The 25,457-nt window shown below is 57.5% G+C and carries 24 protein-coding genes and 1 pseudogene; 21 read left to right on the forward strand and 4 right to left on the reverse strand.

Annotation, left to right across the window (positions count from 1 at the left end; genetic code table 11):
- Positions 1-6 precede the first annotated feature (6 nt).
- The 17 genes and pseudogenes from paaC (at position 7) to FN082_RS17985 (ending at position 15,108) form a co-directional block, all read left to right on the forward strand.
- A complete protein-coding gene (gene paaC, locus FN082_RS17910; RefSeq protein ID WP_139538083.1) occupies positions 7-762 on the forward strand; it encodes a 1,2-phenylacetyl-CoA epoxidase subunit PaaC in 756 nt (251 codons plus the stop codon).
- 12 nt (positions 763-774) lie between these two features.
- Positions 775-1,275 carry a 1,2-phenylacetyl-CoA epoxidase subunit PaaD gene (gene paaD / locus FN082_RS17915; RefSeq protein WP_142982047.1) on the forward strand — a complete coding sequence of 167 codons (501 nt, stop codon included), beginning with the start codon at positions 775-777 and terminating at the stop codon, positions 1,273-1,275.
- Positions 1,276-1,282: 7 nt separating this feature from the next.
- Complete coding sequence (gene paaE / locus FN082_RS17920; RefSeq protein WP_142982048.1) at positions 1,283-2,353, forward strand: 1,2-phenylacetyl-CoA epoxidase subunit PaaE; 1,071 nt, start codon at positions 1,283-1,285, stop codon at positions 2,351-2,353.
- Positions 2,350-3,117, forward strand: coding sequence for a 2,3-dehydroadipyl-CoA hydratase PaaF (gene paaF, locus FN082_RS17925; RefSeq protein WP_142982049.1), 768 nt, complete (start codon positions 2,350-2,352; stop codon positions 3,115-3,117). The genes paaE and paaF overlap by 4 nt, the downstream gene beginning before the upstream one ends.
- A gap of 2 nt (positions 3,118-3,119) precedes the next feature.
- Positions 3,120-3,908 (forward strand): 2-(1,2-epoxy-1,2-dihydrophenyl)acetyl-CoA isomerase PaaG, encoded by a 789-nt coding sequence (gene paaG / locus FN082_RS17930; RefSeq protein WP_142982050.1) that lies wholly within the window; start codon positions 3,120-3,122, stop codon positions 3,906-3,908.
- Between the two features lie 3 nt (positions 3,909-3,911).
- The gene (locus FN082_RS17935; protein WP_142982051.1) at positions 3,912-5,330 is read left to right on the forward strand and encodes a 3-hydroxyacyl-CoA dehydrogenase; all 1,419 of its coding nucleotides are present in this window, start codon (positions 3,912-3,914) and stop codon (positions 5,328-5,330) included.
- Positions 5,323-5,745 carry a hydroxyphenylacetyl-CoA thioesterase PaaI gene (gene paaI, locus FN082_RS17940; RefSeq protein ID WP_139538089.1) on the forward strand — a complete coding sequence of 141 codons (423 nt, stop codon included), beginning with the start codon at positions 5,323-5,325 and terminating at the stop codon, positions 5,743-5,745. The genes FN082_RS17935 and paaI overlap by 8 nt, the downstream gene beginning before the upstream one ends.
- On the forward strand, positions 5,745-6,950 hold the full coding sequence (pcaF, locus tag FN082_RS17945; RefSeq protein WP_139538090.1) for a 3-oxoadipyl-CoA thiolase: 1,206 nt from the start codon (positions 5,745-5,747) through the stop codon (positions 6,948-6,950). Before paaI ends, pcaF begins: the two co-directional genes overlap by 1 nt.
- Positions 6,951-6,976: 26 nt before the next feature.
- Positions 6,977-8,293 (forward strand): phenylacetate--CoA ligase PaaK, encoded by a 1,317-nt coding sequence (gene paaK / locus FN082_RS17950; RefSeq protein WP_142465864.1) that lies wholly within the window; start codon positions 6,977-6,979, stop codon positions 8,291-8,293.
- 144 nt (positions 8,294-8,437) lie between these two features.
- Positions 8,438-9,364 (forward strand): phenylacetic acid degradation operon negative regulatory protein PaaX, encoded by a 927-nt coding sequence (gene paaX, locus FN082_RS17955; RefSeq protein WP_180349537.1) that lies wholly within the window; start codon positions 8,438-8,440, stop codon positions 9,362-9,364.
- A 9-nt stretch (positions 9,365-9,373) separates the two neighbouring features.
- A complete protein-coding gene (paaY, locus tag FN082_RS17960; protein WP_142461659.1) occupies positions 9,374-9,970 on the forward strand; it encodes a phenylacetic acid degradation protein PaaY in 597 nt (198 codons plus the stop codon).
- 137 nt (positions 9,971-10,107) lie between these two features.
- Positions 10,108-10,710, forward strand: a complete 603-nt coding sequence (locus FN082_RS17965) for a CDP-alcohol phosphatidyltransferase family protein (protein WP_142461660.1) — start codon at positions 10,108-10,110, stop codon at positions 10,708-10,710.
- Positions 10,707-11,624 carry a phosphatidate cytidylyltransferase gene (locus FN082_RS17970; RefSeq protein WP_142982052.1) on the forward strand — a complete coding sequence of 306 codons (918 nt, stop codon included), beginning with the start codon at positions 10,707-10,709 and terminating at the stop codon, positions 11,622-11,624. The genes FN082_RS17965 and FN082_RS17970 overlap by 4 nt, the downstream gene beginning before the upstream one ends.
- A gap of 30 nt (positions 11,625-11,654) precedes the next feature.
- Positions 11,655-12,396: pseudogene (locus tag FN082_RS30220) on the forward strand (alpha/beta hydrolase); the annotation flags it as partial.
- A gap of 12 nt (positions 12,397-12,408) precedes the next feature.
- Positions 12,409-13,413: a class I SAM-dependent methyltransferase family protein gene (locus FN082_RS30225; protein ID WP_235892138.1), complete on the forward strand. Its 1,005-nt coding sequence runs from the start codon at positions 12,409-12,411 to the stop codon at positions 13,411-13,413.
- A complete protein-coding gene (locus tag FN082_RS17980) occupies positions 13,403-14,728 on the forward strand; it encodes a phosphatase PAP2/dual specificity phosphatase family protein (protein ID WP_185932129.1) in 1,326 nt (441 codons plus the stop codon). The genes FN082_RS30225 and FN082_RS17980 overlap by 11 nt, the downstream gene beginning before the upstream one ends.
- Complete coding sequence (locus FN082_RS17985) at positions 14,704-15,108, forward strand: hypothetical protein (RefSeq protein ID WP_139538097.1); 405 nt, start codon at positions 14,704-14,706, stop codon at positions 15,106-15,108. Before FN082_RS17980 ends, FN082_RS17985 begins: the two co-directional genes overlap by 25 nt.
- Positions 15,109-15,331: 223 nt before the next feature.
- On the opposite strand, the gene azoR is transcribed toward FN082_RS17985, so the two are convergent.
- Positions 15,332-15,937: an FMN-dependent NADH-azoreductase gene (azoR, locus tag FN082_RS17990; RefSeq protein ID WP_139538098.1), complete on the reverse strand. Its 606-nt coding sequence runs from the start codon at positions 15,935-15,937 to the stop codon at positions 15,332-15,334.
- 203 nt (positions 15,938-16,140) lie between these two features.
- Here azoR and hrpA point away from each other — a divergent pair, with 203 nt between their 5' ends.
- From hrpA to FN082_RS18010, 4 genes are all read left to right on the forward strand, one after another.
- Complete coding sequence (hrpA, locus tag FN082_RS17995; RefSeq protein WP_142982053.1) at positions 16,141-20,043, forward strand: ATP-dependent RNA helicase HrpA; 3,903 nt, start codon at positions 16,141-16,143, stop codon at positions 20,041-20,043.
- 152 nt (positions 20,044-20,195) lie between these two features.
- Positions 20,196-21,032 carry a hypothetical protein gene (locus FN082_RS18000; protein WP_142982054.1) on the forward strand — a complete coding sequence of 279 codons (837 nt, stop codon included), beginning with the start codon at positions 20,196-20,198 and terminating at the stop codon, positions 21,030-21,032.
- A gap of 33 nt (positions 21,033-21,065) precedes the next feature.
- Positions 21,066-21,902 carry a hypothetical protein gene (locus FN082_RS18005; RefSeq protein ID WP_142982055.1) on the forward strand — a complete coding sequence of 279 codons (837 nt, stop codon included), beginning with the start codon at positions 21,066-21,068 and terminating at the stop codon, positions 21,900-21,902.
- Positions 21,889-22,227 (forward strand): YidX family protein, encoded by a 339-nt coding sequence (locus tag FN082_RS18010; protein ID WP_142982056.1) that lies wholly within the window; start codon positions 21,889-21,891, stop codon positions 22,225-22,227. Before FN082_RS18005 ends, FN082_RS18010 begins: the two co-directional genes overlap by 14 nt.
- Before the next feature lie 81 nt (positions 22,228-22,308).
- Here FN082_RS18010 and FN082_RS18015 read toward each other — a convergent pair whose 3' ends face one another.
- From FN082_RS18015 to FN082_RS18025, 3 genes are read right to left on the reverse strand one after another with little or no spacing between them, the layout of a single operon-like run.
- A complete protein-coding gene (locus FN082_RS18015) occupies positions 22,309-22,968 on the reverse strand; it encodes an O-methyltransferase (protein WP_142982057.1) in 660 nt (219 codons plus the stop codon).
- Positions 22,969-22,983: 15 nt separating this feature from the next.
- A complete protein-coding gene (locus FN082_RS18020; RefSeq protein ID WP_142982058.1) occupies positions 22,984-24,363 on the reverse strand; it encodes an efflux transporter outer membrane subunit in 1,380 nt (459 codons plus the stop codon).
- Positions 24,360-25,445 carry an HlyD family secretion protein gene (locus tag FN082_RS18025; RefSeq protein WP_139538106.1) on the reverse strand — a complete coding sequence of 362 codons (1,086 nt, stop codon included), beginning with the start codon at positions 25,443-25,445 and terminating at the stop codon, positions 24,360-24,362. The genes FN082_RS18020 and FN082_RS18025 overlap by 4 nt, the downstream gene beginning before the upstream one ends.
- Positions 25,446-25,457 lie beyond the last annotated feature (12 nt).

Below are 25,457 nucleotides of genomic sequence, written 5' to 3' on the forward strand. Positions count from 1 at the left end.
GCAACGATGAATAACCTGAATCCCGTTGCAACCTATGCCCTGCGCCTCGGCGATAACGGTCTGGTGCTGTCCCAGCGTTTAGGCCAATGGTGCGGTCATGCGCCGGAGCTGGAGATTGATCTGGCGCTGACCAATATCGCCCTCGATCTGCTCGGTCAGGCGCGCAATTTTCTCAGCTATGCCGCCGAGCTTAACGGCAGCGGCGACGAAGACACGCTGGCCTTTGGTCGCGATGAACGCCAGTTCCGCAATCTGCTGCTGGTGGAACAGCCGAACGGCAACTTTGCCGACACCATCGCCCGCCAGTTCTTTATCGACGTCTGGCACGTGGCGCTGTTCAGCCGCCTGGTCAACAGCCGCGACGCGCAGCTTGCCGCCATTGCCGCCAAAGGGTTGAAAGAAGTGCGCTATCACCAGCGCTTTAGCCGCGGCTGGCTGGAGCGTCTGGGCAACGGCACCGAACTCTCGGCAAATCTGATGCAGCAGGCGGTTGATAGCCTGTGGCGTTTTACCGGCGAGCTATTCCTGGCCGATGAGCTGGAGATCGCACTGATTGAGCAGGGGATCGCCGTCGATCCGCGTGAACTACAGGCCCAATGGCAGGCGACGGTACACACCGCGCTGCTCGATTCCGGTTTGCAGATCCCGCAAGAAGCGGCGTTTCGCAGCGGCGGCAAACAGGGCCTGCACAGTGAACATCTTGGGCCAATGCTGGCAGAGATGCAGTACCTGCAGCGTGCTTACCCCGGTCAGCAGTGGTAAACGGAGGTCGCTATGAAACGTCTTGCCGCCATCGCGCCCGCTGAGGTGCATACCGTTTGGGGATTGCTAAGCGCTATCCCCGACCCGGAAGTCCCGGTGCTGAGCATTACCGACCTCGGCATGGTGCGCAGTGTGGATCGTCGCGGTGATGGCTGGGTGATTGGCTTCACGCCAACCTATTCCGGCTGCCCGGCAACCGAACATCTGCTGGGTGAGATCCGCGAGGTGATGAGCGAACACGGTTTTACGCCAGTGCACATTGTGCTGCAGCTTGATCCACCGTGGACCACCGACTGGATGCGCCCGGACGCCCGCGAACGCCTGCGTCAGTACGGCATCAGCCCGCCGCAGGCCCACGCCTGTCACGCCGACGAGATGCCGAAGGATGTGCTCTGTCCGCGCTGCGGCAGCACCCACACTTCGCTTATCAGCGAATTCGGTTCTACGGCCTGCAAAGCGCTGTATCGCTGCGACAGCTGCCGTGAACCCTTTGATTACTTTAAATGTATTTGAGGCTGCGATGACAACATTTCATTCGCTTACCGTGGCAAATGTTGAGCCGGAAACCCGTGATGCGGTGACCATCACCTTTGCCATTCCCGACGCGTTGCGTAATGAATACGCGTTTCGTCCGGGCCAGCATCTGACGCTGAAAACTCGCCTTGGCGGCGAAGAGCTGCGTCGCTGCTACTCCATCTGCCGCAGCCGCTCGCCGTCTGAAATCAGCGTGGCGGTGAAAGCCATCGACGGCGGGCGTTTCTCGCGCTTTGCCCAGAGCGATATCCAGCAGGGTATGGCATTTGAGGTGATGGTGCCGCAGGGCCACTTCGGCTACCAGCCACAGGCTGAACGTCAGGCCGAATATCTGGCCATTGCCGCCGGTTCCGGCATCACGCCGATGATGGCGATTATCGACGCGACGCTCGCTACCGAAGCAGCCAGCCGCTTCACCCTGATTTACGGCAACCGTAGCAGCCACAGCATGATGTTCCGCCAGGCGCTCGCTGACCTGAAAGACCGCTATCCGCAGCGTTTACAGGTGATTCATCTGTTCAGCCAGGAATCAATGGACAGCGACCTGCTACAGGGGCGCATCGACGGCGACAAACTTCGCGCGCTGTCTGAACATCTGCTCGATTTCAGCCGCTTTGACGATGCCTTTATCTGCGGCCCGTCGGCGATGATGGACGAAGCCGAAGTGGCGCTGCGCGAACTGGGCGTGCCGGAAAAAGCCATTCACCTCGAGCGCTTCAATACGCCGGGAACCAGCGTCAAGCGCGCCACCGGCGTACAGGCTGAAGGACGCACGGTGACGATTCGCCAGGACGGTCGCGAAAGAACCATTGCCCTGAGCGCGCAAGACGACAGCATTCTCGACGCCGCGCTACGCCAGGGTGCCGACCTGCCGTTTGCCTGCAAAGGCGGCGTCTGCGCCACCTGTAAATGCAAAGTGGTACGTGGCGAAGTGGCGATGGCAGCCAACTACAGCCTCGAAGCCGATGAACTGGCGGCGGGTTATGTGCTGAGCTGTCAGGCGCTGCCGACCAGCGGCGATGTGATAGTCGACTTTGATGCGCGGGGGATGGCATGAGCGAACTGCTGATAACCCGTCACGACCGCGTTTTACAGCTAACCCTGAACCGTCCGCAGGCGCGTAATGCGCTGAATAACGCGCTGCTGACGCAGATTGCCGAGGCGCTGGAGAGTGCTTCTGCAGACACAAGCGTTAGCGTCTGCGTGATAAGCGGCAATCCGCGCTACTTTGCCGCCGGTGCCGATCTTAATGAAATGGCGGAAAAAGACCTGGCCGCCACTTTCGACGATATTCGCCCGCGCTTATGGGCGCGGATCGATGCCTTTAACAAGCCGCTGATTGCGGTGGTCAACGGCTACGCGCTGGGTGCGGGCTGCGAGCTGGCGCTGCTGTGCGACCTGGTGATTGCCGGGGATAACGCGCGCTTTGGTCTGCCGGAAATCACCCTTGGCACCATGCCGGGGGCGGGCGGCACCCAGCGCCTGATTCGCAGCGTCGGGAAAGCGCTGGCCAGCCGGATGGTGCTGAGCGGTGAAAGCATCGACGCGCTGCGGGCACAGCACGCCGGGCTGGTTAGCGATATCCATCCGGCCAACCTCTCTGACGAATACGCGCTGAAGCTGGCGGCGACCATTGCCCGTCACTCACCGCTGGCGCTGCGTGCCGCCAAACAGTCGCTGCGTCTGGCGCAGGAAGTGAGCTTGCAGGCCGGGCTAATGCAGGAGCGCCAGCTGTTTACCCTGCTCAGCGCCACCGAAGACCGTCGCGAAGGCATCGCTGCCTTTTTAGAAAAACGCACCCCAGCTTTCAAAGGACGTTAACCGTGGACGCATTCATTCTTAGCGATATCGACCAGGGCGTGATGACCATCACTCTGAACCGCCCGGACAGGCTCAACAGCTTTAACGACGCCATGCACCAGCAGCTCTCCGAGTGCCTGAAGCAGGCTGAACGCGACGATACCATTCGCTGCCTGCTGGTAACCGGTGCCGGACGTGGTTTTTGCGCCGGACAAGATCTGAACGACCGCAACGTCGACCCGAGCGGTCCCGCGCCGGATTTAGGCATGTCGGTGGAGCGTTTTTATAACCCGCTGGTGCGTCGCTTAGCCGCGCTGCCCAAGCCGGTGATTTGCGCGGTCAACGGTGTGGCGGCAGGTGCCGGTGCCACGCTGGCGCTGGGCTGCGATATCGTGCTGGCGGCGCGCTCCGCCAAATTCGTAATGGCTTTCAGCAAGCTCGGTCTGGTGCCGGACTGCGGCGGTAGCTGGGTGCTGCCGCGCGTCACCACCCGCGCCCGCGCCATGGGGCTGATGCTGCTGGGCGACAGCTTAAGCGCCGAGCAGGCCGCGCAGTGGGGCCTGATCTGGCAGTTGGTTGACGATGCCGAACTGAAAGACACCAGCCTGACGCTGGCGCGCCATCTGGCTTCCCAGCCCACCTACGGTTTAGGGCTTATCAAAAAAGCGTTGCAGCTGGCGGAGACCAACACTCTTGATGATCAGCTTGACGTTGAGCGCGATTTCCAGCGCCTTGCCGGGCGCAGCGACGACTATCGCGAGGGCGTCAGCGCCTTCCTCGGTAAACGTCCTCCACAGTTCAGCGGGAAATAAGCCATGACGCAAACACTCCACACCGTGGCCGTAATTGGCGGCGGCACCATGGGCGCGGGCATTGTTGAAGTGGCCGCCAGCGCCGGGCATTCGGTGCTGCTGTATGACATTTCCGCCGACGCGATTACCCGTGCAATCGACGGTATCGCTCAGCGTCTGGATTCCCGCGTCAACCGTGGAAAACTCCGCGCTGAGCAGGCGCAGACGCTGCTGGCGCGCATTACGCCTGCTGCCGAGCTGAATCAACTTGCCGACGCACAGCTGGTGATTGAAGCCGCGTCCGAACGCCTGGAGATCAAACAGGCGCTGTTTAGCCAGTTGGCGGAGATCTGCTCCCCGTCGACGCTGCTGACCAGCAACACCTCGTCCATTTCTATTACCGCCATTGCCGCAGGCATCAAACATCCTGAACGTGTTGCCGGGCTGCACTTTTTTAACCCGGCGCCGGTGATGAAGCTGGTCGAAGTGGTCAGCGGGCTCGCCACCTCAGCCGAAGTGGTTGAGCAGCTGTGCCTGTGCGTGAGCGCGTGGGGCAAACAGCCGGTGCGCTGCCGTTCAACGCCGGGCTTTATCGTCAATCGCGTGGCGCGTCCTTATTACGCCGAAGCCTGGCGGGCGCTGGAAGAGCAGGTGGCAACGCCTGAAGTGATTGACGCCGCGCTGCGCGACGGCGGCGGTTTCCCGATGGGGCCGCTGGCGCTGACCGACCTTATCGGCCAGGACGTCAATTTTGCCGTGACCTGTTCGGTGTTTAACGCCTTCTGGCAGGACCGTCGTTTTCTGCCGTCGCTGCTGCAACAGGAGCTGGCTATTGCCGGGCGTCTGGGTAAGAAGAGCGGTCATGGCGTTTACCGCTGGCCTGCTGAAAATCAATCAGAAGTAGCGCTGGCTGCGGTGTCAGCTGCGAGTGCTGCAAAGCGCATTAGGCGTGACGTTGTCACTGAATTGGATGAGGTGCTGCTGCTGGAAACCGCTGGCGAAACCGCGCTGGCCTTAAGCGTGCAGCACAACCGCCCGGTAGTGGTGTACGACTACACGGCGGGCGACACGGTGGTGCTGGCAAGTGCCGCCACCAATCCGCAATCCGCCACCGACAAAGCGGTTTATTTCTTCCAGCAGCAGGGCAAAAAAGTGCTGCGCATTGCCGACTACCCAGGACTGCTGGTGTGGCGCACGGTGGCGATGCTGGCGAATGAAGCGCTGGACGCGGTGCAAAAAGGTGTCGCCAGCGCCGAGGATATCGATACCGCCATGCGGTTGGGCGTCAACTACCCGCACGGCCCGATTGCCTGGGGCGAAACGCTGGGCTGGGGGCGCGTGCTGCGCCTTTTAGAAAACCTGCAACAGCACTACGGTGAAGAACGCTATCGCCCGAGTGCGCTGCTGCGTGAAAAAGCGCTACTGGAGATGCGTCATGAGTAATGAAGCCTGGCGCAACGCCCGCGCCATGTACGAGAACGATACCTGTGCCAAAACGCTGGGCATCAAGATTATCGAAATGGATGAAGGCTATGCGCAGATGACTATGGCCGTGACGCCGGACATGCTTAACGGTCATCACACCTGCCACGGTGGACAGCTGTTTTCACTCGCCGATACCGCGTTTGCCTACGCCTGCAACAGTCAGGGGCTGGCGGCGGTGGCGTCTGCCGCCAGCATTGATTTCCTGCGTCCGGCCTTTGTTGGTGAGCTGCTGACCGCCACCGCGCGGGTCAAGCAGCAGGGTAAGCTGACCGGCGTCTATGACATTGAAATTATCAACCAGCAGCAAAAAATCGTGGCCCTGTTTCGCGGCAAATCGCACCGCATCGGCGGCACTATTACAGGAGAAGTCTAATGCGTGACGCGTTTATTTGTGACGGCATTCGTACCCCGATTGGCCGCTACGGCGGGGCGCTGGCCGGTGTGCGCGCCGACGATCTGGCCGCTATCCCGCTGCGCGAGCTGCTGAGTCGTAATCCTAAGTTCGACCCGGCATCGATTGATGATGTGATTTTGGGCTGTGCTAATCAGGCCGGGGAAGACAACCGTAACGTCGCGCATATGGCGACGCTGCTGGCGGGCTATCCGCACTCTGTGCCGGGCACCACTATCAACCGCCTGTGCGGTTCCGGTCTGGACGCGATTGGCTTCGCGGCCCGGGCGATTAAAGCCGGTGATGCGGACCTGCTGATTGCTGGTGGCGTGGAGTCCATGTCCCGTGCGCCGTTTGTGATGGGCAAAGCCACTACGCCATTCCAGCGTCAGGCGGAGATGTTTGATACCACCATCGGCTGGCGTTTTGTGAACCCGCTCATGCAGCAACAATTTGGTACTGACAGCATGCCGGAAACGGCGGAGAATGTAGCTGAATTGTTAAATGTCAGCCGCGAAGACCAGGACGCCTTTGCTTACCGTAGCCAGCAGCGTACTGCCAAAGCTCAGCGCGACGGTATTCTGGCGCAGGAGATCGTGCCGGTGCAGATTACCGGTAAGAGGGGAGCGGTGAGCACGGTACGTGATGATGAGCACCCGCGTGCGGAAACCACTCCCGAACAGCTTTCTCAACTGAAAACCCCGTTCCGCAAAGGCGGCGTGATCACCGCCGGGAACGCGTCCGGCGTGAACGACGGTGCCGCCGCGCTGATTATCGCCAGCCAACAGCAGGCGGTGGCGCAGGGCTTAACGCCGCGGGCGCGTATTGTCGCCATGGCGACCGCGGGCGTTGAACCGAAGTTTATGGGGCTCGGGCCGGTTCCGGCGGTACGTAAGGTGCTGGAACGCGCCGGGCTGAACATTAACGATATGGACTTGATTGAGCTGAATGAAGCCTTCGCCGCTCAGGCGCTGGGCGTGCTCAGGCAACTGGGGCTGGCGGATGACGCCCCGCACGTAAACCCCAACGGCGGCGCCATCGCTTTAGGCCATCCGTTGGGCATGAGCGGCGCGCGGCTGGCTTTAAGCGCCAGCCTGGAGCTGCAACGACGCAACGGGCGCTATGCGCTGTGTACGATGTGTATTGGCGTGGGTCAGGGCATTGCCATGATCCTTGAGCGAGTGTGAGCTAATTGACCTGCGAGTACCCTAAAATGATAACTACTACAAAATTAGATCCGATTGAAACCGCATCGCGTGATGAGCTACAGGCCCTGCAAACCCAGCGTCTGAAGTGGACCCTCAAGCATGCGTACGACAATGTGCCGATGTATCGCCGCAAATTCGACGCTGCGGGCGTTCACCCTGACGATTTTCATGAACTGAGCGATCTGAGCAAGTTTCCCTGCACCACCAAGCAGGATCTGCGCGACAACTATCCTTTTGATACTTTCGCGGTGCCGATGGAGCAGGTAGTGCGTATCCACGCCTCATCAGGCACTACCGGCAAGCCGACGGTGGTGGGCTATACGCAAAACGATATTGATAACTGGGCCAATATTGTTGCCCGCTCCCTGCGTGCGGCGGGCGGCTCGGCGAAAGATAAAATTCACGTCGCCTACGGCTACGGCCTGTTTACCGGCGGCCTCGGCGCGCACTACGGCGCGGAGCGTTTAGGGGCGACGGTCATTCCGATGTCCGGCGGGCAAACGGAGAAACAGGCTCAGCTTATCCGCGATTTTAAGCCGGATATGATTATGGTGACGCCGTCCTATTGTCTGAACCTGATTGAAGAGCTGGAGCGCCAGATGGGCGGCGACGCCAGCGGCTGCTCCCTGCGCGTGGGCGTATTTGGCGCGGAGCCGTGGACGCAGGCGATGCGGGCGGAAATCGAGCGTCGTCTGGGGATCTCTGCGCTGGATATTTATGGTCTGTCAGAAGTGATGGGGCCGGGCGTGGCGATGGAGTGTCTGGAAACCGCCGACGGTCCAACCATCTGGGAAGATCATTTCTACCCTGAAGTGGTGAATCCGGATAACGGTACGCCGCTGGCGGACGGTGAACACGGCGAGCTGCTGTTCACGACCCTGACTAAGGAGGCGCTGCCGGTGATCCGCTACCGTACTCGCGACCTGACGCGCCTGCTGCCGGGCACCGCCCGCACCATGCGCCGGATGGACCGTATCAGCGGGCGCAGCGACGATATGCTGATTATCCGCGGCGTCAACGTCTTCCCGTCGCAGCTGGAAGAAGAGATCCTTAAATTCGAACATCTGGCGCCGCACTACCAACTGGAAGTGAACCGCCGGGGCCATCTTGATTCACTTTCGGTGCGCGTGGAGCTTAAAGAGAGCGGTCTGGCGCTGAACCACGAGCAGCGCTGCCAGATTTGCCATCAGCTGCGCCACCGAATCAAGTCGATGGTGGGGATTTCCACCGACATCAGCATTGTTAACTGCGGCAGCATTCCACGCTCAGAGGGTAAGGCCTGCCGGGTGTTTGATTTGCGTAAAGCTGCCGCCAACGGTTAGCACCTTCCCCCGGAGGCGGCGCGTTGCGCCTGTCCGGGCTACCCGATGTCTCAAGCCCGTAGCCCGGACAGGTGCGTAGCACCGCCTCCGGGATTTCCTGTGCTATGATTCAAAAAGGATATAAATAACAACAGAATGAATCAGATGAGTAAACTCGACACCTTTATTCAACAGGCCACCGAAGCGATGCCCATTAGCGGCACTTCGCTTATTGCTTCTTTATACGGAGACACCCTGCTCCAGCGCGGCGGAGAGGTCTGGCTCGGTAGCGTGGCGGCGCTGCTGGAAGGGCTTGGATTCGGCGAAAGATTTGTACGCACCGCGCTGTTCCGTCTGAATAAAGAAGAGTGGCTCGATGTGGTGCGCATTGGCCGTCGCAGCTTCTATCGCCTGAGTGATAAAGGTCTGCGCCTGACGCGCCGCGCTGAGAATAAAATCTATCGCGCCAGCGCCCCGGAGTGGGATGGTACCTGGCTACTGTTGTTATCGGAAGGGCTGGAGAAAGCCACCCTCGCGGAGGTCAAGAAACAGCTGTTGTGGCAGGGCTTTGGCGCGCTGGCGCCGAGCCTGCTGGCTTCGCCATCGCAAAAGCTGGCGGATGTGCAATCTCTGCTGCACGAAGCGGGCGTGGCGGAGAACGTTATCTGCTTTGAGGCCCATTCTCCGCTGGCGCTCTCCCGGGCGGCACTGCGCGCTCGCGTTGAGGAGTGCTGGCATCTTACCGAACAGAACGCGATGTATGAGACGTTTATCAATCTGTTTCGTCCGCTGCTGCCACTGCTTCGCGACTGCGAACCCGCAGAACTTACGCCCGAGCGCTGTTTTCAGATCCAACTACTGCTGATTCACTTTTATCGCCGGGTGGTGCTGAAAGATCCGCTGTTACCTGAAGAGCTGCTCCCCGCGCACTGGGCCGGGCAAACCGCGCGCCAGCTGTGCATTAACATCTATCAGCGCGTTGCGTCCGGTTCGCTGGCTTTTGTCGGTGAGAAAGGCGAAAGCTCGGTGGGGGAACTTCCCGCGCCGGGGCCGCTCTACTTCCAACGCTTCGGCGGGCTGCCGGGCGTCTAAGGAGACTCCATGCCCATTTATCAGATTGACGGTATGACGCCGGTGGTACCGGACGAGAGCTATGTTCATCCCACCGCCGTGCTTATTGGCGATGTGATCCTCGGCAAAGGGGTTTACGTTGGCCCGAATGCCAGCCTGCGCGGCGATTTTGGCCGCATTGTGGTGAAAGATGGCGCAAATATCCAGGATAACTGCGTGATGCATGGCTTTCCCGGCCAGGATACGGTGGTGGAAGAGGACGGGCACATCGGCCACGGTGCCATTTTGCACGGCTGCGTTATTGGTCGCAACGCGCTGGTAGGAATGAGCGCGGTGATTATCGACGGAGCAGTCATCGGTGAAAACAGCATTGTCGGCGCGTCGGCATTTGTGAAAGCGAAAGCGGAAATGCCTGCCAATCATCTGATTGTCGGCAGTCCGGCGAAAGCGATCCGCACCTTAAGCGAGCAGGAAATAACCTGGAAGAAGCAGGGGACGCGGGAGTATCAGGTGCTGGTCGAACGCTGCCAGCAGACTCTGCATCAGGTGGAGCCGTTGAAAGAAGCGGAACCCGACAGAAAACGGCTGGTGTTTGATGAAGACCTTAAGCCCAAATCGCAGAGTTAAAAAACATCCACGCCGGGCAAGGGAAATGCCCTGAAAACATGGAGTAATTCTGAAACTGGCGTTGTTGCAGCAAGTAGAGTGGCGGTCAGATACGGGTCTGATGCAGTATGACCTTTTGCATTTATCAGGGAATGATAATGACGCTCTACGACATAAAGCCCCTGTTCCAGGCGCTGTTGCGTCCGCTAATGTTTTGGCTGGCGAAGAAGCAGGTTACCCCTAACCAGATTACCCTGGCCGCGCTGATATTCTCATTGCTCACCGGTGGCCTGCTGTTGCTGTTTCCTCGACCTGAATTGTTCTGGCTCCTGCCGGTTGTGCTGTTTATCCGTATGGCGCTAAATGCGCTGGACGGCATGCTGGCCAGGGAATGCCATCAGAAGACCCGGCTCGGCGCGTTGCTAAACGAGTTTGGCGATGTCTTATCCGATATCGCGCTCTATCTTCCCTTTATATTATTGCCTGGCAGCAGCCCGCTGCTGGTGCTGTCGATGTTATTTTTCACCGTTTTCAGCGAATTCGCCGGGGTTCTGGCGCAGGCGATTAACGGCGTGCGCAGCTATGCGGGCCCCATGGGTAAGAGCGATCGCGCGTTGGTGTTCGGTGCCTGTGGGCTGGCGCTGAGCGGCTGGCCAGGGTTGATCGCGTGGTGCAATGTCGCGTGGGGGATTGTCACGCTGCTATTGATCTGGACCATCATCAACCGCTGTCGCAGCGTGCTACCGGGGAATCACCCATGATGCTGCTGGAAAAATCGTTGGTCGCGGTCTTCGCCGTGCTGCTGCTGGCGACGCTGATTAACGGCCTGCTGGTTTGGTGCAAACCGAATAAAGACTGGCGTGAGCTGACCCTACGCATCCGCACCTGGTGGGTGATTGTCGTTCTCTTCTCTCTGGCGCTCATCAGTCCCCGCTGGCTGGCGTTAACCTTCTTTGCATTGGTGAGCGTGCTGGCATTAAAGGAGTTTCTGACGCTGGTGCCTGCGCGCGATGCCGACCGGATGCCCGTACTGTGGATGTTTATCGCTATCCCCATTAACTACGGGTTAATCGGCATCGACTGGTACGGACTGTTCATTATTTTTATTCCGGTTTATGCCTTTCTCTTTTTGCCTGCCCGGATGGTGCTGGTGGGCGAGACTCAGGGCTTCTTACACAGTGCGGCTCAACTGCACTGGGGATTGATGACCACCGTTTTTGCCGTGAGCCATGTCGCTTTTTTGCTAATACTTCCCGCCGACGGCCTGCAAACCGGCGCGCTGCTGGTGCTATTTCTTGTTGGGCTCACCGAATTTAACGATGTCGCGCAGTATCTGTGGGGCAAATCGCTGGGGCGCATTAAGGTGATGCCAAAAGTGAGCCCGAATAAGACGCTGGCCGGGCTGCTGGGCGGGATCGGCTCTACGATGCTGGCCGCGCCGCTGTTGGGGCCGCTAATGACTCCGCTCGGCTGGGGGATGTCGCTGTTAGCGGGGGTAATCATCGGCGTCACCGGTTTTTGCGGTGATGTGGTGATGTCGGCCGTGAAGCGCGATATTGGCGTGAAAGATAGCGGCACGCTGCTGCCGGGCCACGGCGGCATTCTTGACCGACTTGATTCACTGATTTTTACCGCACCGGTGTTTTTCCACTTTATTCGCTATTTCTGCTACTAACGCTACGGCACTCACAAGGAAAAAAATCTCATGGTTGAGACTCGCATTGCGCAGGAACACTACTTTGCTACCAGCGACAACACGTCGCTGTTTTATCGCTACTGGCCGGCCCTTGCTGCGGGAGCGCCGCGCAAAGTTATCGTGCTGTTTCACCGCGGGCACGAACACTCCGGGCGTTTGCAGCATATTGTTGATGAGTTAGCCATGCCTGAGGCCGATTTTTACGCCTGGGACGCACGCGGTCACGGGTGCTCCCCAGGTGCGCGCGGGTTCAGTCCCTCGCTGGCGCGCTCGGTGCGCGATGTCGATGAATTTGTTCGCTTTGCGGCGGCGAATTCTCAGGCTGACATGCTGGACGTTACGGTGATCGCGCAAAGCGTTGGCGCGGTGCTGGCCGCCGCCTGGGCCCATGATTATGCGCCGCATATTCGCGCCCTGGTGCTGGCTTCGCCCGCGTTTAAGGTCAAGCTCTACGTCCCGTTCGCGCGCGGGTCTGGGATTGATGCACAAGCTGCGCGGCCTGTTTTTTGTTAATTCCTATGTAAAAGGAAAATACCTGACGCACGACCCGCAGCGCGTGGCGAGTTTTAATCAGGACCCGCTGATTGCGCGGGCGATTGCGGTCAATATTTTGCTCGATCTCTACCGCACGGCGGAGCGGCTGGTGAGCGATGCGGCGGCAATCACCTTACCGACGCTGATGCTGGTTTCCGGTGCGGATTATGTGGTTCACCGTAAGCCGCAGCGTGATTTTTACCAGCGTTTGCGTCACCCGCTGAAAGAAATGCATGTGCTGCCCGGTTTTTATCACGATACCTTGGGTGAGCGCGACCGCGCGCTGGCATTCGACAAAATACGCGCGTTTCTTGACGTGCTGTACGCGCAGCCGCCGCAGCCTTTCGATTACTCTCAGGAAGATCGCTGGAGTCCGGGGGCGGATAGCTGGCGGCAATTGAACGGCGGCCCGGAGCCTTACTCTTTCGACGATTTTGCTTACCGTGGTCTGCGTTATGTGATGAGGATGCTGGGGACTCAATCCGACGGTGTACGTCTGGGTTTTACAACCGGTTTTGACTCTGGCAGCACCCTCGATTACGTCTACCGTAACCAGCCGCAGGGCAGCAGTTGGCTGGGGCGAAACATCGACAAAAATTACCTGAATAGCGTTGGCTGGCGCGGTATTCGTCAGCGTAAGGTCCATCTCCAGCAGTTGATTCAGCAAGCAGTGGCGCAACTCTCAGCACAAGGCATGCCGGTGCGAGTGGTGGATATCGCCGCCGGACATGGGCGCTACGTGCTCGATGCGCTGGAGGCAGAAACGACTGTAAGCGACATTTTGCTGCGTGATTACAGCGAGCTAAACGTTGAGAAGGGCCAGCAGATGATCGCGGAACGCGATATGTCAGCCCGCGCGCGCTTTGAGCAGGGCGATGCCTTTAACCGCGCGGAGCTGGCGGCGCTGGAGCCGAAACCGACGCTGGGCATTGTCTCCGGGCTGTACGAGCTGTTCCCGGAAAATGCGCCGGTGCGTGAGTCGCTAAAAGGCCTTGCGCAGGCTATCCCGCCTGGTGGGGTGCTGATTTACACCGGACAGCCGTGGCACCCGCAGTTAAAAACCATCGCCTGGTCGCTGACCAGCCATAAAGATGGTAAAGCGTGGGTGATGCGGGTGCGTACCCAGGGCGAAATGGATGCACTGGTGCGCGAAGCGGGCTTTGAGAAATGTACGCAGCTGATTGACGAGTGGGGGATTTTCACCGTTTCCATGGCGGTGCGCCGTGATGACTGAACGTCGTAAGGTCATGCTGCAGGCGGTTGGCTGGTTACTCTTTTTGGCTCCGTTTTTCTTCTTCACCTACGGCAAGCTGAATCTATTTACCGCCTTTCGCGATGCTCAGCATCATGACGTGGGTAGCATCGTGTTTGGTTGGGAGTCGGCGATCCCCTTTATTCCGTGGAGCATTATTCCTTACTGGAGCCTGGATCTGTTTTACGGGCTGTCGCTGTTTGTCTGTGCGACGCGTTTTGAGCAGCGGCGGCTGGTGCATCGCCTGGTGTTAGCTTCGGTACTCGCCTGTGTCGGATTTGCACTTTTCCCCTTGCAGTTTAGCTTTACGCGTCCGCCGGTTTCCGGCGCGGCGGGCTGGTTGTTCAGCCAACTTGAGCAGTTTGACTTACCGTATAACCAGTCGCCATCGCTGCATATTATTCTCTGCTGGCTGCTGTGGCGTCATTTCAGCCGCCACCTTTCCGGCGGCTGGCGCAGGCTATGTAGTGGTTGGTTTTTACTGATTGCGGTTTCGGTACTGACCACCTGGCAGCATCATTTCATTGATATTGTGACCGGGCTTGCGGTGGGGATGTTAATCGACTGGATGGTGCCTTATCAAAGCCGCTGGCGCTGGCAGCAGCCGGATATAGCCCACTTCAGGCTGCTGCGGTATTACGTGCTGGGGGCAACCTTTTGCATGGTTGTCGGGGCGCTGCTGGGACCGTGGTCTTTTTGGCCACTACTGGTGCTGTTCTGGCCGGTGCTGGCGCTGCTGATTGCCGGACGCGGTTATGGCGGGTTTGGCGCGGCGACCATGGGTAAAGATGAAAAGGGGCGATTGCCGCCAGCTGTGTACTGGTTGACGCTCCCGTGGCGCGCTGGCATGTGGTTGTCGATGCGTTGGTTCACTCGGCGTCTGCCGCCGGTGAGCGCCATCGCTGCGGGCGTTTACCTCGGCAGCTATCCGCGTCGCCCGCCTGAACAACATGCGGTGCTGGATCTGACCTGCGAATTTCCGCGCAGCCGCGCCACGTTATCGCGCACCTATTACTGCGTACCGATGCTGGATCTGGTGCCGCCGGAGGAAGCCGAGCTGCGGCTGGCGGTGGCGATGCTGGAAACGCTGCGCGAGGAGCAAGGCTCGGTGCTGGTTCACTGCGCGTTGGGATTGTCGCGTAGCGCGATGGTGGTCGCGGCATGGCTCTTGAGCTACGGCCATGCGGCGACGGTAGAGCAGGCGGTTTCGTTACTGCGCAGAAGTCGGCCGCAGGTCGTGCTGACGGAGGAACATCTGAAGAGGCTACAGCAATGGCAGCAGAAAGTGACGGCGTAACAAATTCGCAAGTTCTTCGGCGTGATTTACTTCAACACACGTTGGCCAGTTGGCGCTACTTCTTACTGTTTGCCATTCCGCCTCTGCTGTGGGCGATATTTATCGCGCCGCCGGGGGTAATGCGCGGCGTTATTGTATTGCTCTGCGGTAGCGTCTTTTTTGGCTGCTGGCGGATATGGCTGGATGCGCGCTATTTCACGCTCATTACGCAAGAGAACAACGACCAGGCCGGGGAGGCGCTATTTTTTATCTGGCGGCGCGCAAGGTTGCGCGAACTGACGTTAACCGAGCGCCAACAGGGCGCACTTAAACAGCTTCGCCTTACGTTGGTGGCTGTCGCCGCAACGTGGGTGATGTTGATACTGGCATTAGTAGCTTGATATAACAATCTGGTTGGGAATGAATCCCGGAGGCGGCGCGTTGCGCCTGTCCGGATTACGGATCGGTGCGCTGGTTTTGTAGCCCGGACAGATGCGCAGCATCGCCTCCGGGGAAATACCTGCTGACCATCGCCAAAAGATGGCGGCGGTGGCGTGGTGGGGGATTTGCGCGACGAGAAAAGGTGAAACGTTCCTCCCGCCGGGAAGCGGGAGGAGTACGGTCTTATGCTGCAACCACGCTATCGATAGCTGCTTTAGCGTCAGACTGCGCTTTAGATGCCACTTCCGGACCGTAGGCGATACCTTCAGCGAACACGAAGTTCACGTCGGTGATGCCGATAAAGCCCAGGAAGGTAGACAGGTATGGCGTCACCAGATCGGTCGGGGTATCTTTATGGATACCGCCACGGCTGGTGACAACCACCGCACGTTTACCTTTCACCAGACCTTCCGGTCCTTTCTCGGTGTAACGGAAGGTCACGCCAGCGCGCGCCACCAGGTCGAAGTAGTTTTTCAACTGGGTCGGGATGTTGAAGTTGTACATCGGCGCGGCGATAACAATCACATCGTTAGCCTGCAGTTCAGCAATCAGTTCGTCAGAAAGCGCCAGCGCTTCCTGCTGACGAGGAGTCAGCGGCGCATCGCTCGGACGCAGAGCACCAACCAGTTCGCCATCCAGTACCGGAATCGGATTTGCTGCCAGGTCGCGCACGGTGATAACGTCTTCAGCGTGCTTTTCACGCCATTGTTCAACAAAATAGTCGGACAGCTGACCGGATTGCGAGTACCCTGCCAGAATACTGGATTTAAGAACTAATACTTTGCTCATGGGTGTTTCCTTTTTAATGTGATTGACGGGCCTGTGCCCTGGTGCTTGATGACACTGTATTCACAATCATGCCACAGAGAAAGCGCAATAAATCGAACTCTGTGTTCAGTTTTTTTGAACAAGGCACGAAATGCGCGGATGTGATACTCTAACGCGATACTTCAAAAGAGATTTTTCCCGGCAGTGCACTGCCCGATAACGCTATGACAGAACAACAAAAATTCACCTTCTCACAGCTCTTTCAGCAGCTTGATGGCTTGATGCTGCGCGATAAGCCGCGCTTCGCCCGTCGCCTGCACGGCGTGAAGAAGGTTAAAAATCCTGAATCCCAACAGGCCATTCTGCAGGAGATGGCGCAAGAAATTGAACAGGCGGCAGGGAGAGTCCTGCTGCGCGAAGCCGCTCGGCCTGATATCACTTATCCGGAAAACCTGCCGGTTAGTCAGAAAAAACAAGAGATCCTCGAAGCCGTGCGCGACCACCAGGTGGTGATTGTGGCGGGGGAGACCGGCTCCGGTAAAACCACTCAGTTGCCGAAAATCTGTATGGAGCTGGGGCGTGGAATCAAAGGGTTAATTGGCCATACGCAGCCGCGTCGTCTGGCGGCGCGTACCGTTGCCAACCGTATTGCCGAAGAGCTGCAAACGGAGCCTGGCGGCTGCATCGGCTATAAAGTTCGCTTTAGCGATCACGTCAGCGATAACACCATGGTGAAGCTGATGACCGACGGTATCCTGCTGGCAGAGATCCAGCAGGATCGGCTGCTGATGCAGTACGACACCATCATCATCGATGAAGCGCATGAGCGCAGCCTGAATATCGACTTCCTGCTCGGCTATTTGCGTGAGCTGCTGCCGCGTCGTCCGGACCTGAAGGTGATCATCACCTCGGCGACCATCGACCCGGAACGCTTCTCGCGCCACTTTAATAATGCACCGATTATTGAAGTGTCCGGGCGTACTTATCCGGTGGAAGTGCGCTATCGGCCCATCGTTGAAGACGCCGATGACACCGAGCGCGATCAGCTGCAGGCGATTTTCGACGCCGTTGATGAACTGGGGCGCGAAAGCCCCGGCGATATCCTGATCTTTATGAGCGGTGAGCGGGAAATTCGCGATACCGCCGATGCGCTCAATAAGCTGAATCTGCGTCATACGGAAGTGCTGCCGCTGTATGCGCGGCTTTCCAATAGCGAACAGAACCGCGTGTTCCAGGCTCATAGCGGGCGGCGGATCGTGCTGGCGACCAACGTCGCTGAAACTTCGCTGACCGTGCCGGGCATCAAGTATGTCATCGATCCCGGTACCGCGCGTATCAGCCGCTACAGCTTCCGTACCAAAGTGCAGCGTTTACCGATCGAGCCGGTTTCACAGGCCTCCGCTAACCAGCGAAAAGGCCGCTGCGGTCGCGTGTCGGAAGGGATCTGCATTCGCCTTTATTCGGAAGATGATTTCCTGTCGCGCCCGGAGTTTACCGATCCGGAAATTCTGCGTACTAACCTGGCGTCGGTTATTCTGCAAATGACCGCCCTCGGGTTGGGCGATATCGCTGCCTTCCCGTTTGTCGAAGCGCCGGATAAGCGCAATATTCAGGACGGCGTACGCCTGCTGGAAGAGCTGGGGGCGATTACTACCGACGAGCAGCAGACTGCGTATAAGCTGACGCCAATGGGCCGCCAGCTCAGCCAGTTACCGGTCGATCCGCGTCTGGCGCGGATGGTGCTGGAGGCGCAAAAACACGGTTGCGTACGCGAGGCGATGATTATTACCTCGGCACTCTCTATTCAGGATCCGCGCGAGCGGCCGATGGACAAGCAGCAGGCGTCCGATGAGAAGCATCGCCGCTTCCACGATAAAGAGTCCGACTTCCTGGCGTTCGTTAACCTGTGGAACTACCTTGGCGAGCAGCAAAAAGCCCTCTCGTCGAATCAGTTCCGCCGCCAGTGCCGGGTCGATTTCCTTAACTACCTGCGCGTGCGCGAGTGGCAGGATATCTACACTCAACTGCGTCAGGTGGTCAAAGAGCTGGGGCTACCGGTCAATAGCGAACCCGCGGAGTATCGCGAAATTCACGTTGCGCTGCTGACCGGCTTGCTGTCGCATATCGGCATGAAAGACACCGATAAGCAGGAGTTTACCGGCGCGCGTAATGCGCGCTTCTCCATCTTCCCCGGCTCCGGGCTGTTTAAAAAGCCGCCGAAATGGACGATGGTCGCCGAGCTGGTAGAAACCAGCCGCCTGTGGGGGCGCATTGCCGCGCGTATTGAGCCAGAATGGGTCGAACCTGTCGCCCAGCATTTGATTAAGCGCTCATACAGCGAGCCGCACTGGGAGCGTGCGCAGGGCGCGGTGATGGCGACCGAAAAGGTCACCGTTTACGGTTTGCCGATTGTTGCGGCGCGCAAGGTGAATTACAGCCAGATTGACCCGGCGCTGTGCCGCGAGTTGTTTATCCGCCACGCGCTGGTGGAGGGCGACTGGCAGACCCGCCACGCCTTCTTCCGCGACAACCTGAAACTGCGCAACGAAATCGAAGAGCTGGAGCATAAATCGCGTCGCCGCGACATTCTTGTCGATGACGAAACGATGTTTGAGTTCTACGACCAGCGCATCAGCCATGACGTTGTCTCCGCGCGCCACTTTGATAAGTGGTGGAAGCTGGCGAGTCGCGAGACGCCGGATCTGCTCAACTTTGAGAAGAGCATGCTGATTAAAGAGGGGGCGGAGCAGGTCAGCAAGCTGGACTACCCGAACTTCTGGCATCAGGGCAATCTTAAGCTACGCCTGAGCTATCAGTTTGAACCAGGAGCAGATGCGGACGGCGTAACCGTGCATATTCCGCTGCCTTTATTAAATCAGGTCGAAGACGCCGGGTTTGAATGGCAAATCCCCGGTTTGCGTCGCGAGCTGGTTATTGCGCTGATTAAATCGCTGCCGAAGCCGGTTCGCCGCAACTTCGTCCCCGCGCCCAACTATGCGGAAGCGTTTTTAGGCCGCGCGACGCCGCTGGAGCTGCCGCTGCTCGACTCCCTGGAGCGCGAGCTGCGGCGGATGACCGGGGTGACTATCGACCGCGAGTCCTGGCAGTGGGATCAGGTGCCCGATCACCTGAAAATCACCTTCCGGGTGGTGGACGATAAAAACAAGAAGTTGCAGGAAGGGCGCTCGCTCCAGGATCTGAAAGATGCGCTGAAGGGCAAAGTGCAGGAGACGCTGTCTGCGGTTGCCGACGACGGTATTGAACAGAGCGGGCTGCATATCTGGAGCTTTGGCACGTTGGCTGAGAGCTATGAGCAGAAGCGCGGCAACTACAAGGTGAAAGCCTGGCCCGCGCTGGTGGACGAACGCGACAGCGTGGCGATTAAGCTGTTCGATAATCCGCTGGAGCAGCAGCAGGCGATGTGGCGCGGCCTGCATCGTTTACTGCTGCTGAACATTCCGTCGCCAATTAAGTATCTGCATGAGAAGCTGCCGAATAAAGCCAAACTGGGGCTCTACTTCAATCCGTATGGCAAGGTGCTGGATCTGATTGATGATTGTATTTCCTGCGGCGTCGATAAGTTGATCGATGAAGCGGGGGGGCCGGTGTGGACGGAAGAGGGCTTTGCCGTACTGCATGAAAAAGTGCGCGCCGAGTTGAACGAGACGGTGGTGGAAATCGCCAAACAGGTCGAGCAGATTCTGACCGCGGTATTTAACGTCAACAAGCGTCTGAAAGGCCGCGTGGATATGACCATGGCGCTGGGGCTGTCGGATATCAAATCGCAGATGAGCGGGCTGGTCTATCGCGGTTTCGTCACCGGCAACGGTTTCCGCCGTTTGGGCGACACGCTGCGTTATTTGCAGGCGATTGAAAAACGCCTGGAAAAAATGGCAATCGACCCGCATCGCGATCGCGCGCAGATGCTGAAGGTCGAAAGCGTTCAGCAGGCGTGGCAGCAGTGGCTGAATAAGCTACCGCCGAATCGCCGCCAGGATGACGACGTGCAGGAGATCCGCTGGATGATCGAGGAACTGCGCGTCAGCCTGTTCGCCCAGCAGCTTGGCACGCCGTACCCGATATCTGACAAGCGAGTGCTGCAGGCGATGGACGCAATCGTGGTCTGATGTCGTGATAATGGCGTTTTCATTCTCTTTTCGGGGAGTGAAAACGCCATGCCGACCTGATATTATTTTTTATTACATCTATTAATGTGACTGCAAGAAGCAAAATTACGATATTAGATCATTGATTTTATCTATAAGGAAATAGATTACATATGAATAATAAATTAATAGGGCTTATTACAAGTTTAGCCGCCGCATTCTGTGCACCAGCCTTAGCCGGGCCCGGTTGCCCGGCAGAACTGCTGGCAATTAATAATTCAAATTATATTATTCTGACAAAAATGCCGCCAATGATGCCAGACAAAGATTCTCTTACCGTGCAGTTTTCTGGCCGTGGAAAGCTTTATGATTATGAGTCATCCGGCTCCATGTCTCTCTCCCGCTGCGGAAGATTGGAAAATCGCGCTGAAACGGAAGAACGTGATATTGGTGATAATAAAACAATGCGAACGACAATTCATATTACGCGTGATAAACGGCAGGGATGGCTAATGGAGATAGCGCTTAACGGTTTCTATAAAGACAGGTCTAGTGTCGATACCCGGCATTACTATACCGATAAATTAGGCAGGATCATTCGTGCAGAAGGCCAATATCGCACGGGTGAAGATCTAGCGCCGCCCACGACCTGGCAATATCTATATGATGATCATAATCGCGTGATTCGCGAAGTGATGAAACATGCAGATTTCCCGGCTGATATCCTCATCGACTATTACTACGATATCAATGGGCGCTTAGCGCATATTACCGAAGGGTCCCGCACCCGCTTGCTGCGCTGGGATGAACAAGGGCGCTGGTTGTCCAGTATGCTTCAGGGGAATGCGGCCAGTAATACGATGCGGTTTGAGGATAAATGCACAAGGTGGGATGTTGTAGGAAACTGTACGGTAATCAATATGTGGGAAGCGGATGCAAATCGCGCAGGAAGTGAGCGGGAAATGCAGGTGAATTATCAAATTCACTATCAGCCGAATAGCGCTGAATAATATTTTTACAACTAACAGGGAGGTGGACATTTTATGCGAAAAAAAACACTCACTATTGTGACGACGCTGGTCGTCGTAGCCTGCGCTGGGGCATACACGCTATGGAAATGGTACAACAACTCCGACTGCAATAAGGCGCAACTGGCCATCAACGAAACGAACTTTTTTATTTTGACCAGAATAGCGGCGTTTACGGGAGAGCTGCGTAGCGTGCAGATTTCCGGCGAGGATAATCAGTATCACACCAAGATGATCTTTTCCCGCTGCGGTATGTTGGAAAGTCGTGTATCTACACGGGAGAGTGATTTTGGTGGTGGTATGACATCAAGCAGTAAAATCAAACTTAGCCGAAAGAGCGAGGGTGATGGCAAAGGGTGGGTACAGGAAATCATGATTGTCATTGATAGCGATAAAAAAGAGACTACCTTAACGACAAACCGTTATTTCCATACCGATGAATTGGGGCGGATCGCCTGGTCAGAGGAACACAGGACGGGGAAGGGGAAACCGAACGACATAACAACCTGGCGCTACCGCTATGACGACCAGCATCGACTGGTTCGGGAATATGACGTTGATTCACCGCAGAAGGTTTTCACCGATTTTAGCTATAACGAAAATGGTCGCTTAAATCGCGTTGCTTCCACTGCTTACGTCCGTCAGTCTCGCTGGGACCGTAAAGGACGCTGGTTATCTGATGAGGCTGAGTACGGCAATGCCAAACTGATTCTGGAAAATGTGTGTACAGCATGGGACAACATCGGAAACTGTACGCTGACTGATATTATTACGAAAATACGTTCAGCGGATGGGGGATATGTGGAAAATGGGCAACGGCTACAGCGGAAATATCAGTATGAGTATCAATAAAAGTTTCATCTATAGAAAACTGGTGATTGATGATAAAACTCAGCAGGTGTTGGCCGCGCATGGCTGTGATTGTTATGGCTATGGGAAGAATACCGGACCTTACTATGTGCCTGTTAATAATTTGCAGGGTAGCATTCACCCGAAAAATAAAACGCAAAACAACAGCGCAATTTTGTTCTTCGATAAACCGTTTGCCGTTAAATTTTATAAAAAAAATGGTCTTTCAGCGGCCCGTTTCCTTTACCCGGTCACCGTCGCCGTCGATGTTGTTACATCTCCCCTGCAATTACTGACCCTCGCAATAATGGACCCGAAATTGCGCTGAGAACACCCCAGAATTTTTTCATTGTGAGTTTTCCCCGGAATCGCCTTTACCGTGGCGATTCCGGGGAAAACTCTCCCGATACTACGCGTTCACCCACGCTAGCGTAAAGCCATCCCAGCCTTTGCTGCCTACCGTTTGCAGCGCCGTGACCGTCAGGCGCGGATCGCTGCCCATCATCTCGATGAACGCTCTGACGCCCTGAACGCGATCGTCCGTGCTGTCCGGGTTAGTCACTTCACCGTCGCGCACGACGTTATCGCCAACAATCAACGTCCCCGGACGGGAATAATGCAGAGCCCAGCGCAGATAGTTTGGGTTATTCGGCTTATCCGCATCAATAAAAATCAGGTCAAACGGCGGGCAATCGCCCAGCTTTTCGAGGGTTTCCAGCGCCGGGCCTTCCAGTACCTTAACCTTGTTATCAACGCCCGCCAGCCGGAGGTTTTCCCGCGCTACGGCGGCATGATGGGCGTCGGCCTCCAGAGTGAGTAATTCGCCATCAGTGGGTAATTCTCGGGCCATCCAGATGGTGCTGTAGCCGCCGAGGGTGCCGATTTCCAGCACTCGTTTTGCGCGGGTCATTCGTACCAGTAGGGCCAGAAACTGCCCCTGGTTGGCGGCGACATCGATAGCCGGAAGCCCGGCGCGCTGGTTGTTAGCGAGAACCCGCTCCAGTATCGGATCGCTGGGGATTAATGCTTCAACGAGATAATTATCTACTGCCGTCCACTTTTGCTGCATGTCAGACTTCCCGTATTACATCCCTGATGAATCAGACCAGCCGCCTCCCAGCGATCGGTACAAATCAATTTGTGCCAGCAGCAGGTTATTTTTCACCTGTACCACGCTGAGCTGGGTGGAAAACAGCGTACGCTGGGCGTCCAGCACGTCTAAATAGGATGAATAGCCGTTGCGATAGCGGTTCTGGGCGATACGCAGCGTCTCCTGGGCGACTTTTTCCTGCTCTTGTAGCTCCGCCAACTGCTCGCCGTAGCGGCCAATCGCATCGAGGCTGTCGTTCACCTCCTTAAACGCACTGCGCACCGTTTTCTCATAGCCGTACAGCGCCTGATTGCGCTGGGCCATCGACACATCCACCTGAGCATTTAGCGCCTGGCGGTTGAGGAGCGGTGCCAGAATACTGCCGCCAATGCTCCATAAGCGTAGCGGATTATCGAGCAGATCGGGGAGGGTGCGGTCCTGCAGGCTGCCGGAGGCGATAAGGTTAATTGACGGCAGCAACTGCGCCTGCGAGGACGCCAGCGTGGCGTCGGCGGCCACCAGTTGACGCTGGGCCTGAACGATATCCGGGCGGCGGTTAAGCAGCGTTGACGGCAGCTGTGAGGGGAGTGCCAGCGGCGTGAGTTGAGCAAACTCGTTACGCTTAACGGCTCCTGGGTTAGACCCGATCAGCAGGCTAAGCGCATTTTCTTGCTGGGCGATTTGGTGCTGTAAGGGTGGGATCTGCGCCCGCGTAGAGCGCAGTTCCGAATCCGCCTGCATCAGTTCAAGGCGCGAGGTGTAGCCGGTCTCAAACTGACGTTTTGCCAGATTAAACGCGTCTTCCCGCGATTTCAGAGTTTGCTGCGTCACCCGCAGCTGTTCATCCAGGGAGAGCAGGGTAACGTAGCCAACCGCCACCGAAGAGGCGACGGTCAGATTCGCCGCAGCGGCAGCGGCCTTTTGCGCTTCCAGGCTGGCCTCCGCCGCGCTGGCGGCGCTGCGGTTTGCCCCCCAGAGATCAACATCGTAGCTGGCGGTTAGCGCGCCTTTATACACCGTACTATGGACAGGAAGGCCGGTCGCTGCCGACTGCGAGCGCGCGCGGGTGCCGGTTAGTCCGGCGTCAAGAGAGGGAAACAAGCTGCTGTCGGCGGCATAAACCCGCGCCTGATACTCGTTGACTCGTTCACGGGCGATCAGTACGTCGCTGTTATAGCGCAGCGCCTGGTCGACATATTGATTAAGGTTACTGTCGTGAAAGTTGCGCCACCACACGCCCTCGACCGGGCTGGTGGGGCCAATATCCGCACGCCAGGCTGCGGGGATTTGTAACGTGGGGGCGGCTTGCCGGATGTCGGCAGACTGACAGCCAACCAGCACGAGAATGACGGCGAGGGTGAGCGGGCGGATCATTGTTTCTCCTCCCCGCGCGTATCAATGGTGACCTGCACTGACATTCCCGGGCGCAGGCGCTGGCTGTTTTTCTGTCCCTCATCCACGGCGATACGCACCGGAATACGCTGGGCAATTTTAACGAAGTTGCCGGTGGCGTTATCCGGCGAAATGGCGCTGAACTCAACGCCGGTCGCCGGGGAGATACTTTGTACGGTACCGGTGAATTTTTCGCTGTTCAGCGCATCGACGGTGAAAGTCACCTGCTGTCCCACACGCACCTGCGCCAGCTGGGTCTCTTTGAGGTTGGCGATCAGCCAGTGTTGTGGCGGCACCAGCGAGGTCAAATGCGTCCCGGCGGTGACGTAAGCACCCAGTCGGACGGAAATCTGTCCCAGTTGGCCGTCAGTCGGAGCGACTATACGGGTGTTTTGCAGATCGATCTGCGCCAGCTCCAGCGCCGCTTTGGCACTGGCGACGTCGGCCACCAGCGAATCACGGTTAACGATGGTCGATTGCAGATCCTGGCGCGACATCTCAAGCGTTGCCTTTGCCTGTTCAATATCCGCATTGCCCTGCGCCGCGCTGGCGCGGGCAGAATCGCGTTCACGAATGGAAAGGGAACCGTCGGCGGTCAGTTCCTGAACGCGTTTCAGATCCGCCTGGGTTTTAAGATTCTGCGCGCGGGCGTTTTGCAGCGCCGCTTCGTTACGCGCGATCACCGCCTCGGCGCTTTTACGCTGTTGCTGGTTATTCTTCAGCGCCGCCTCTTTCATCGCCACCTGAGCTTCTGCCTGGTGAACGCGCTGGTGATAAATGCGATCGTCAATCTGAAACAGCACGTCCCCGGCTTTTACCTGATTGAAGTCCTGCACCTTTACCTGAGTGATATAACCGTTAACCTGCGGGCTGATAAAGGTGGTCTGCCCACGCACATAGGCGTTATCGGTAAACTGGCTTTGACGGGTAAACGGCGGCAGCTGCCAGGCGTAGAGAATCACCAGTACGCCGACGATACCAATCGCTGCTGCGGTAAAGATGGAGACGACGCGAATATTGTTACGGGTGTTGGCCTGCTGTTTGGCCGCATCCTGCTGACTCATAAGAACTCCAGA

Origin of the sequence: Klebsiella spallanzanii, from assembly GCF_902158555.1 — a bacterium.
Classification (GTDB): Bacteria; Pseudomonadota; Gammaproteobacteria; order Enterobacterales; family Enterobacteriaceae; genus Klebsiella; species Klebsiella spallanzanii.

Coding starts and splice junctions, on each gene's coding strand:
- FN082_RS17965 (WP_142461660.1), top strand. CDS start 10,108: ATGACGCTCTACGACATAAAGCCCCTGTTCCAGGCGCTGTTGCGTCCG.
- azoR (WP_139538098.1), bottom strand. CDS start 15,937: ATGAGCAAAGTATTAGTTCTTAAATCCAGTATTCTGGCAGGGTACTCG.
- FN082_RS18015 (WP_142982057.1), bottom strand. CDS start 22,968: ATGCAGCAAAAGTGGACGGCAGTAGATAATTATCTCGTTGAAGCATTA.
- FN082_RS30225 (WP_235892138.1), top strand. CDS start 12,409: ATGCATGTGCTGCCCGGTTTTTATCACGATACCTTGGGTGAGCGCGAC.
- FN082_RS18025 (WP_139538106.1), bottom strand. CDS start 25,445: ATGAGTCAGCAGGATGCGGCCAAACAGCAGGCCAACACCCGTAACAAT.
- hrpA (WP_142982053.1), top strand. CDS start 16,141: ATGACAGAACAACAAAAATTCACCTTCTCACAGCTCTTTCAGCAGCTT.
- paaD (WP_142982047.1), top strand. CDS start 775: ATGAAACGTCTTGCCGCCATCGCGCCCGCTGAGGTGCATACCGTTTGG.
- paaX (WP_180349537.1), top strand. CDS start 8,438: ATGAGTAAACTCGACACCTTTATTCAACAGGCCACCGAAGCGATGCCC.
- paaE (WP_142982048.1), top strand. CDS start 1,283: ATGACAACATTTCATTCGCTTACCGTGGCAAATGTTGAGCCGGAAACC.
- paaY (WP_142461659.1), top strand. CDS start 9,374: ATGCCCATTTATCAGATTGACGGTATGACGCCGGTGGTACCGGACGAG.
- FN082_RS18000 (WP_142982054.1), top strand. CDS start 20,196: ATGAATAATAAATTAATAGGGCTTATTACAAGTTTAGCCGCCGCATTC.
- paaK (WP_142465864.1), top strand. CDS start 6,977: ATGATAACTACTACAAAATTAGATCCGATTGAAACCGCATCGCGTGAT.
- paaI (WP_139538089.1), top strand. CDS start 5,323: ATGAGTAATGAAGCCTGGCGCAACGCCCGCGCCATGTACGAGAACGAT.
- FN082_RS18010 (WP_142982056.1), top strand. CDS start 21,889: ATGAGTATCAATAAAAGTTTCATCTATAGAAAACTGGTGATTGATGAT.
- paaF (WP_142982049.1), top strand. CDS start 2,350: ATGAGCGAACTGCTGATAACCCGTCACGACCGCGTTTTACAGCTAACC.
- pcaF (WP_139538090.1), top strand. CDS start 5,745: ATGCGTGACGCGTTTATTTGTGACGGCATTCGTACCCCGATTGGCCGC.
- FN082_RS17985 (WP_139538097.1), top strand. CDS start 14,704: ATGGCAGCAGAAAGTGACGGCGTAACAAATTCGCAAGTTCTTCGGCGT.
- FN082_RS18020 (WP_142982058.1), bottom strand. CDS start 24,363: ATGATCCGCCCGCTCACCCTCGCCGTCATTCTCGTGCTGGTTGGCTGT.
- paaC (WP_139538083.1), top strand. CDS start 7: ATGAATAACCTGAATCCCGTTGCAACCTATGCCCTGCGCCTCGGCGAT.
- FN082_RS18005 (WP_142982055.1), top strand. CDS start 21,066: ATGCGAAAAAAAACACTCACTATTGTGACGACGCTGGTCGTCGTAGCC.
- FN082_RS17935 (WP_142982051.1), top strand. CDS start 3,912: ATGACGCAAACACTCCACACCGTGGCCGTAATTGGCGGCGGCACCATG.
- FN082_RS17970 (WP_142982052.1), top strand. CDS start 10,707: ATGATGCTGCTGGAAAAATCGTTGGTCGCGGTCTTCGCCGTGCTGCTG.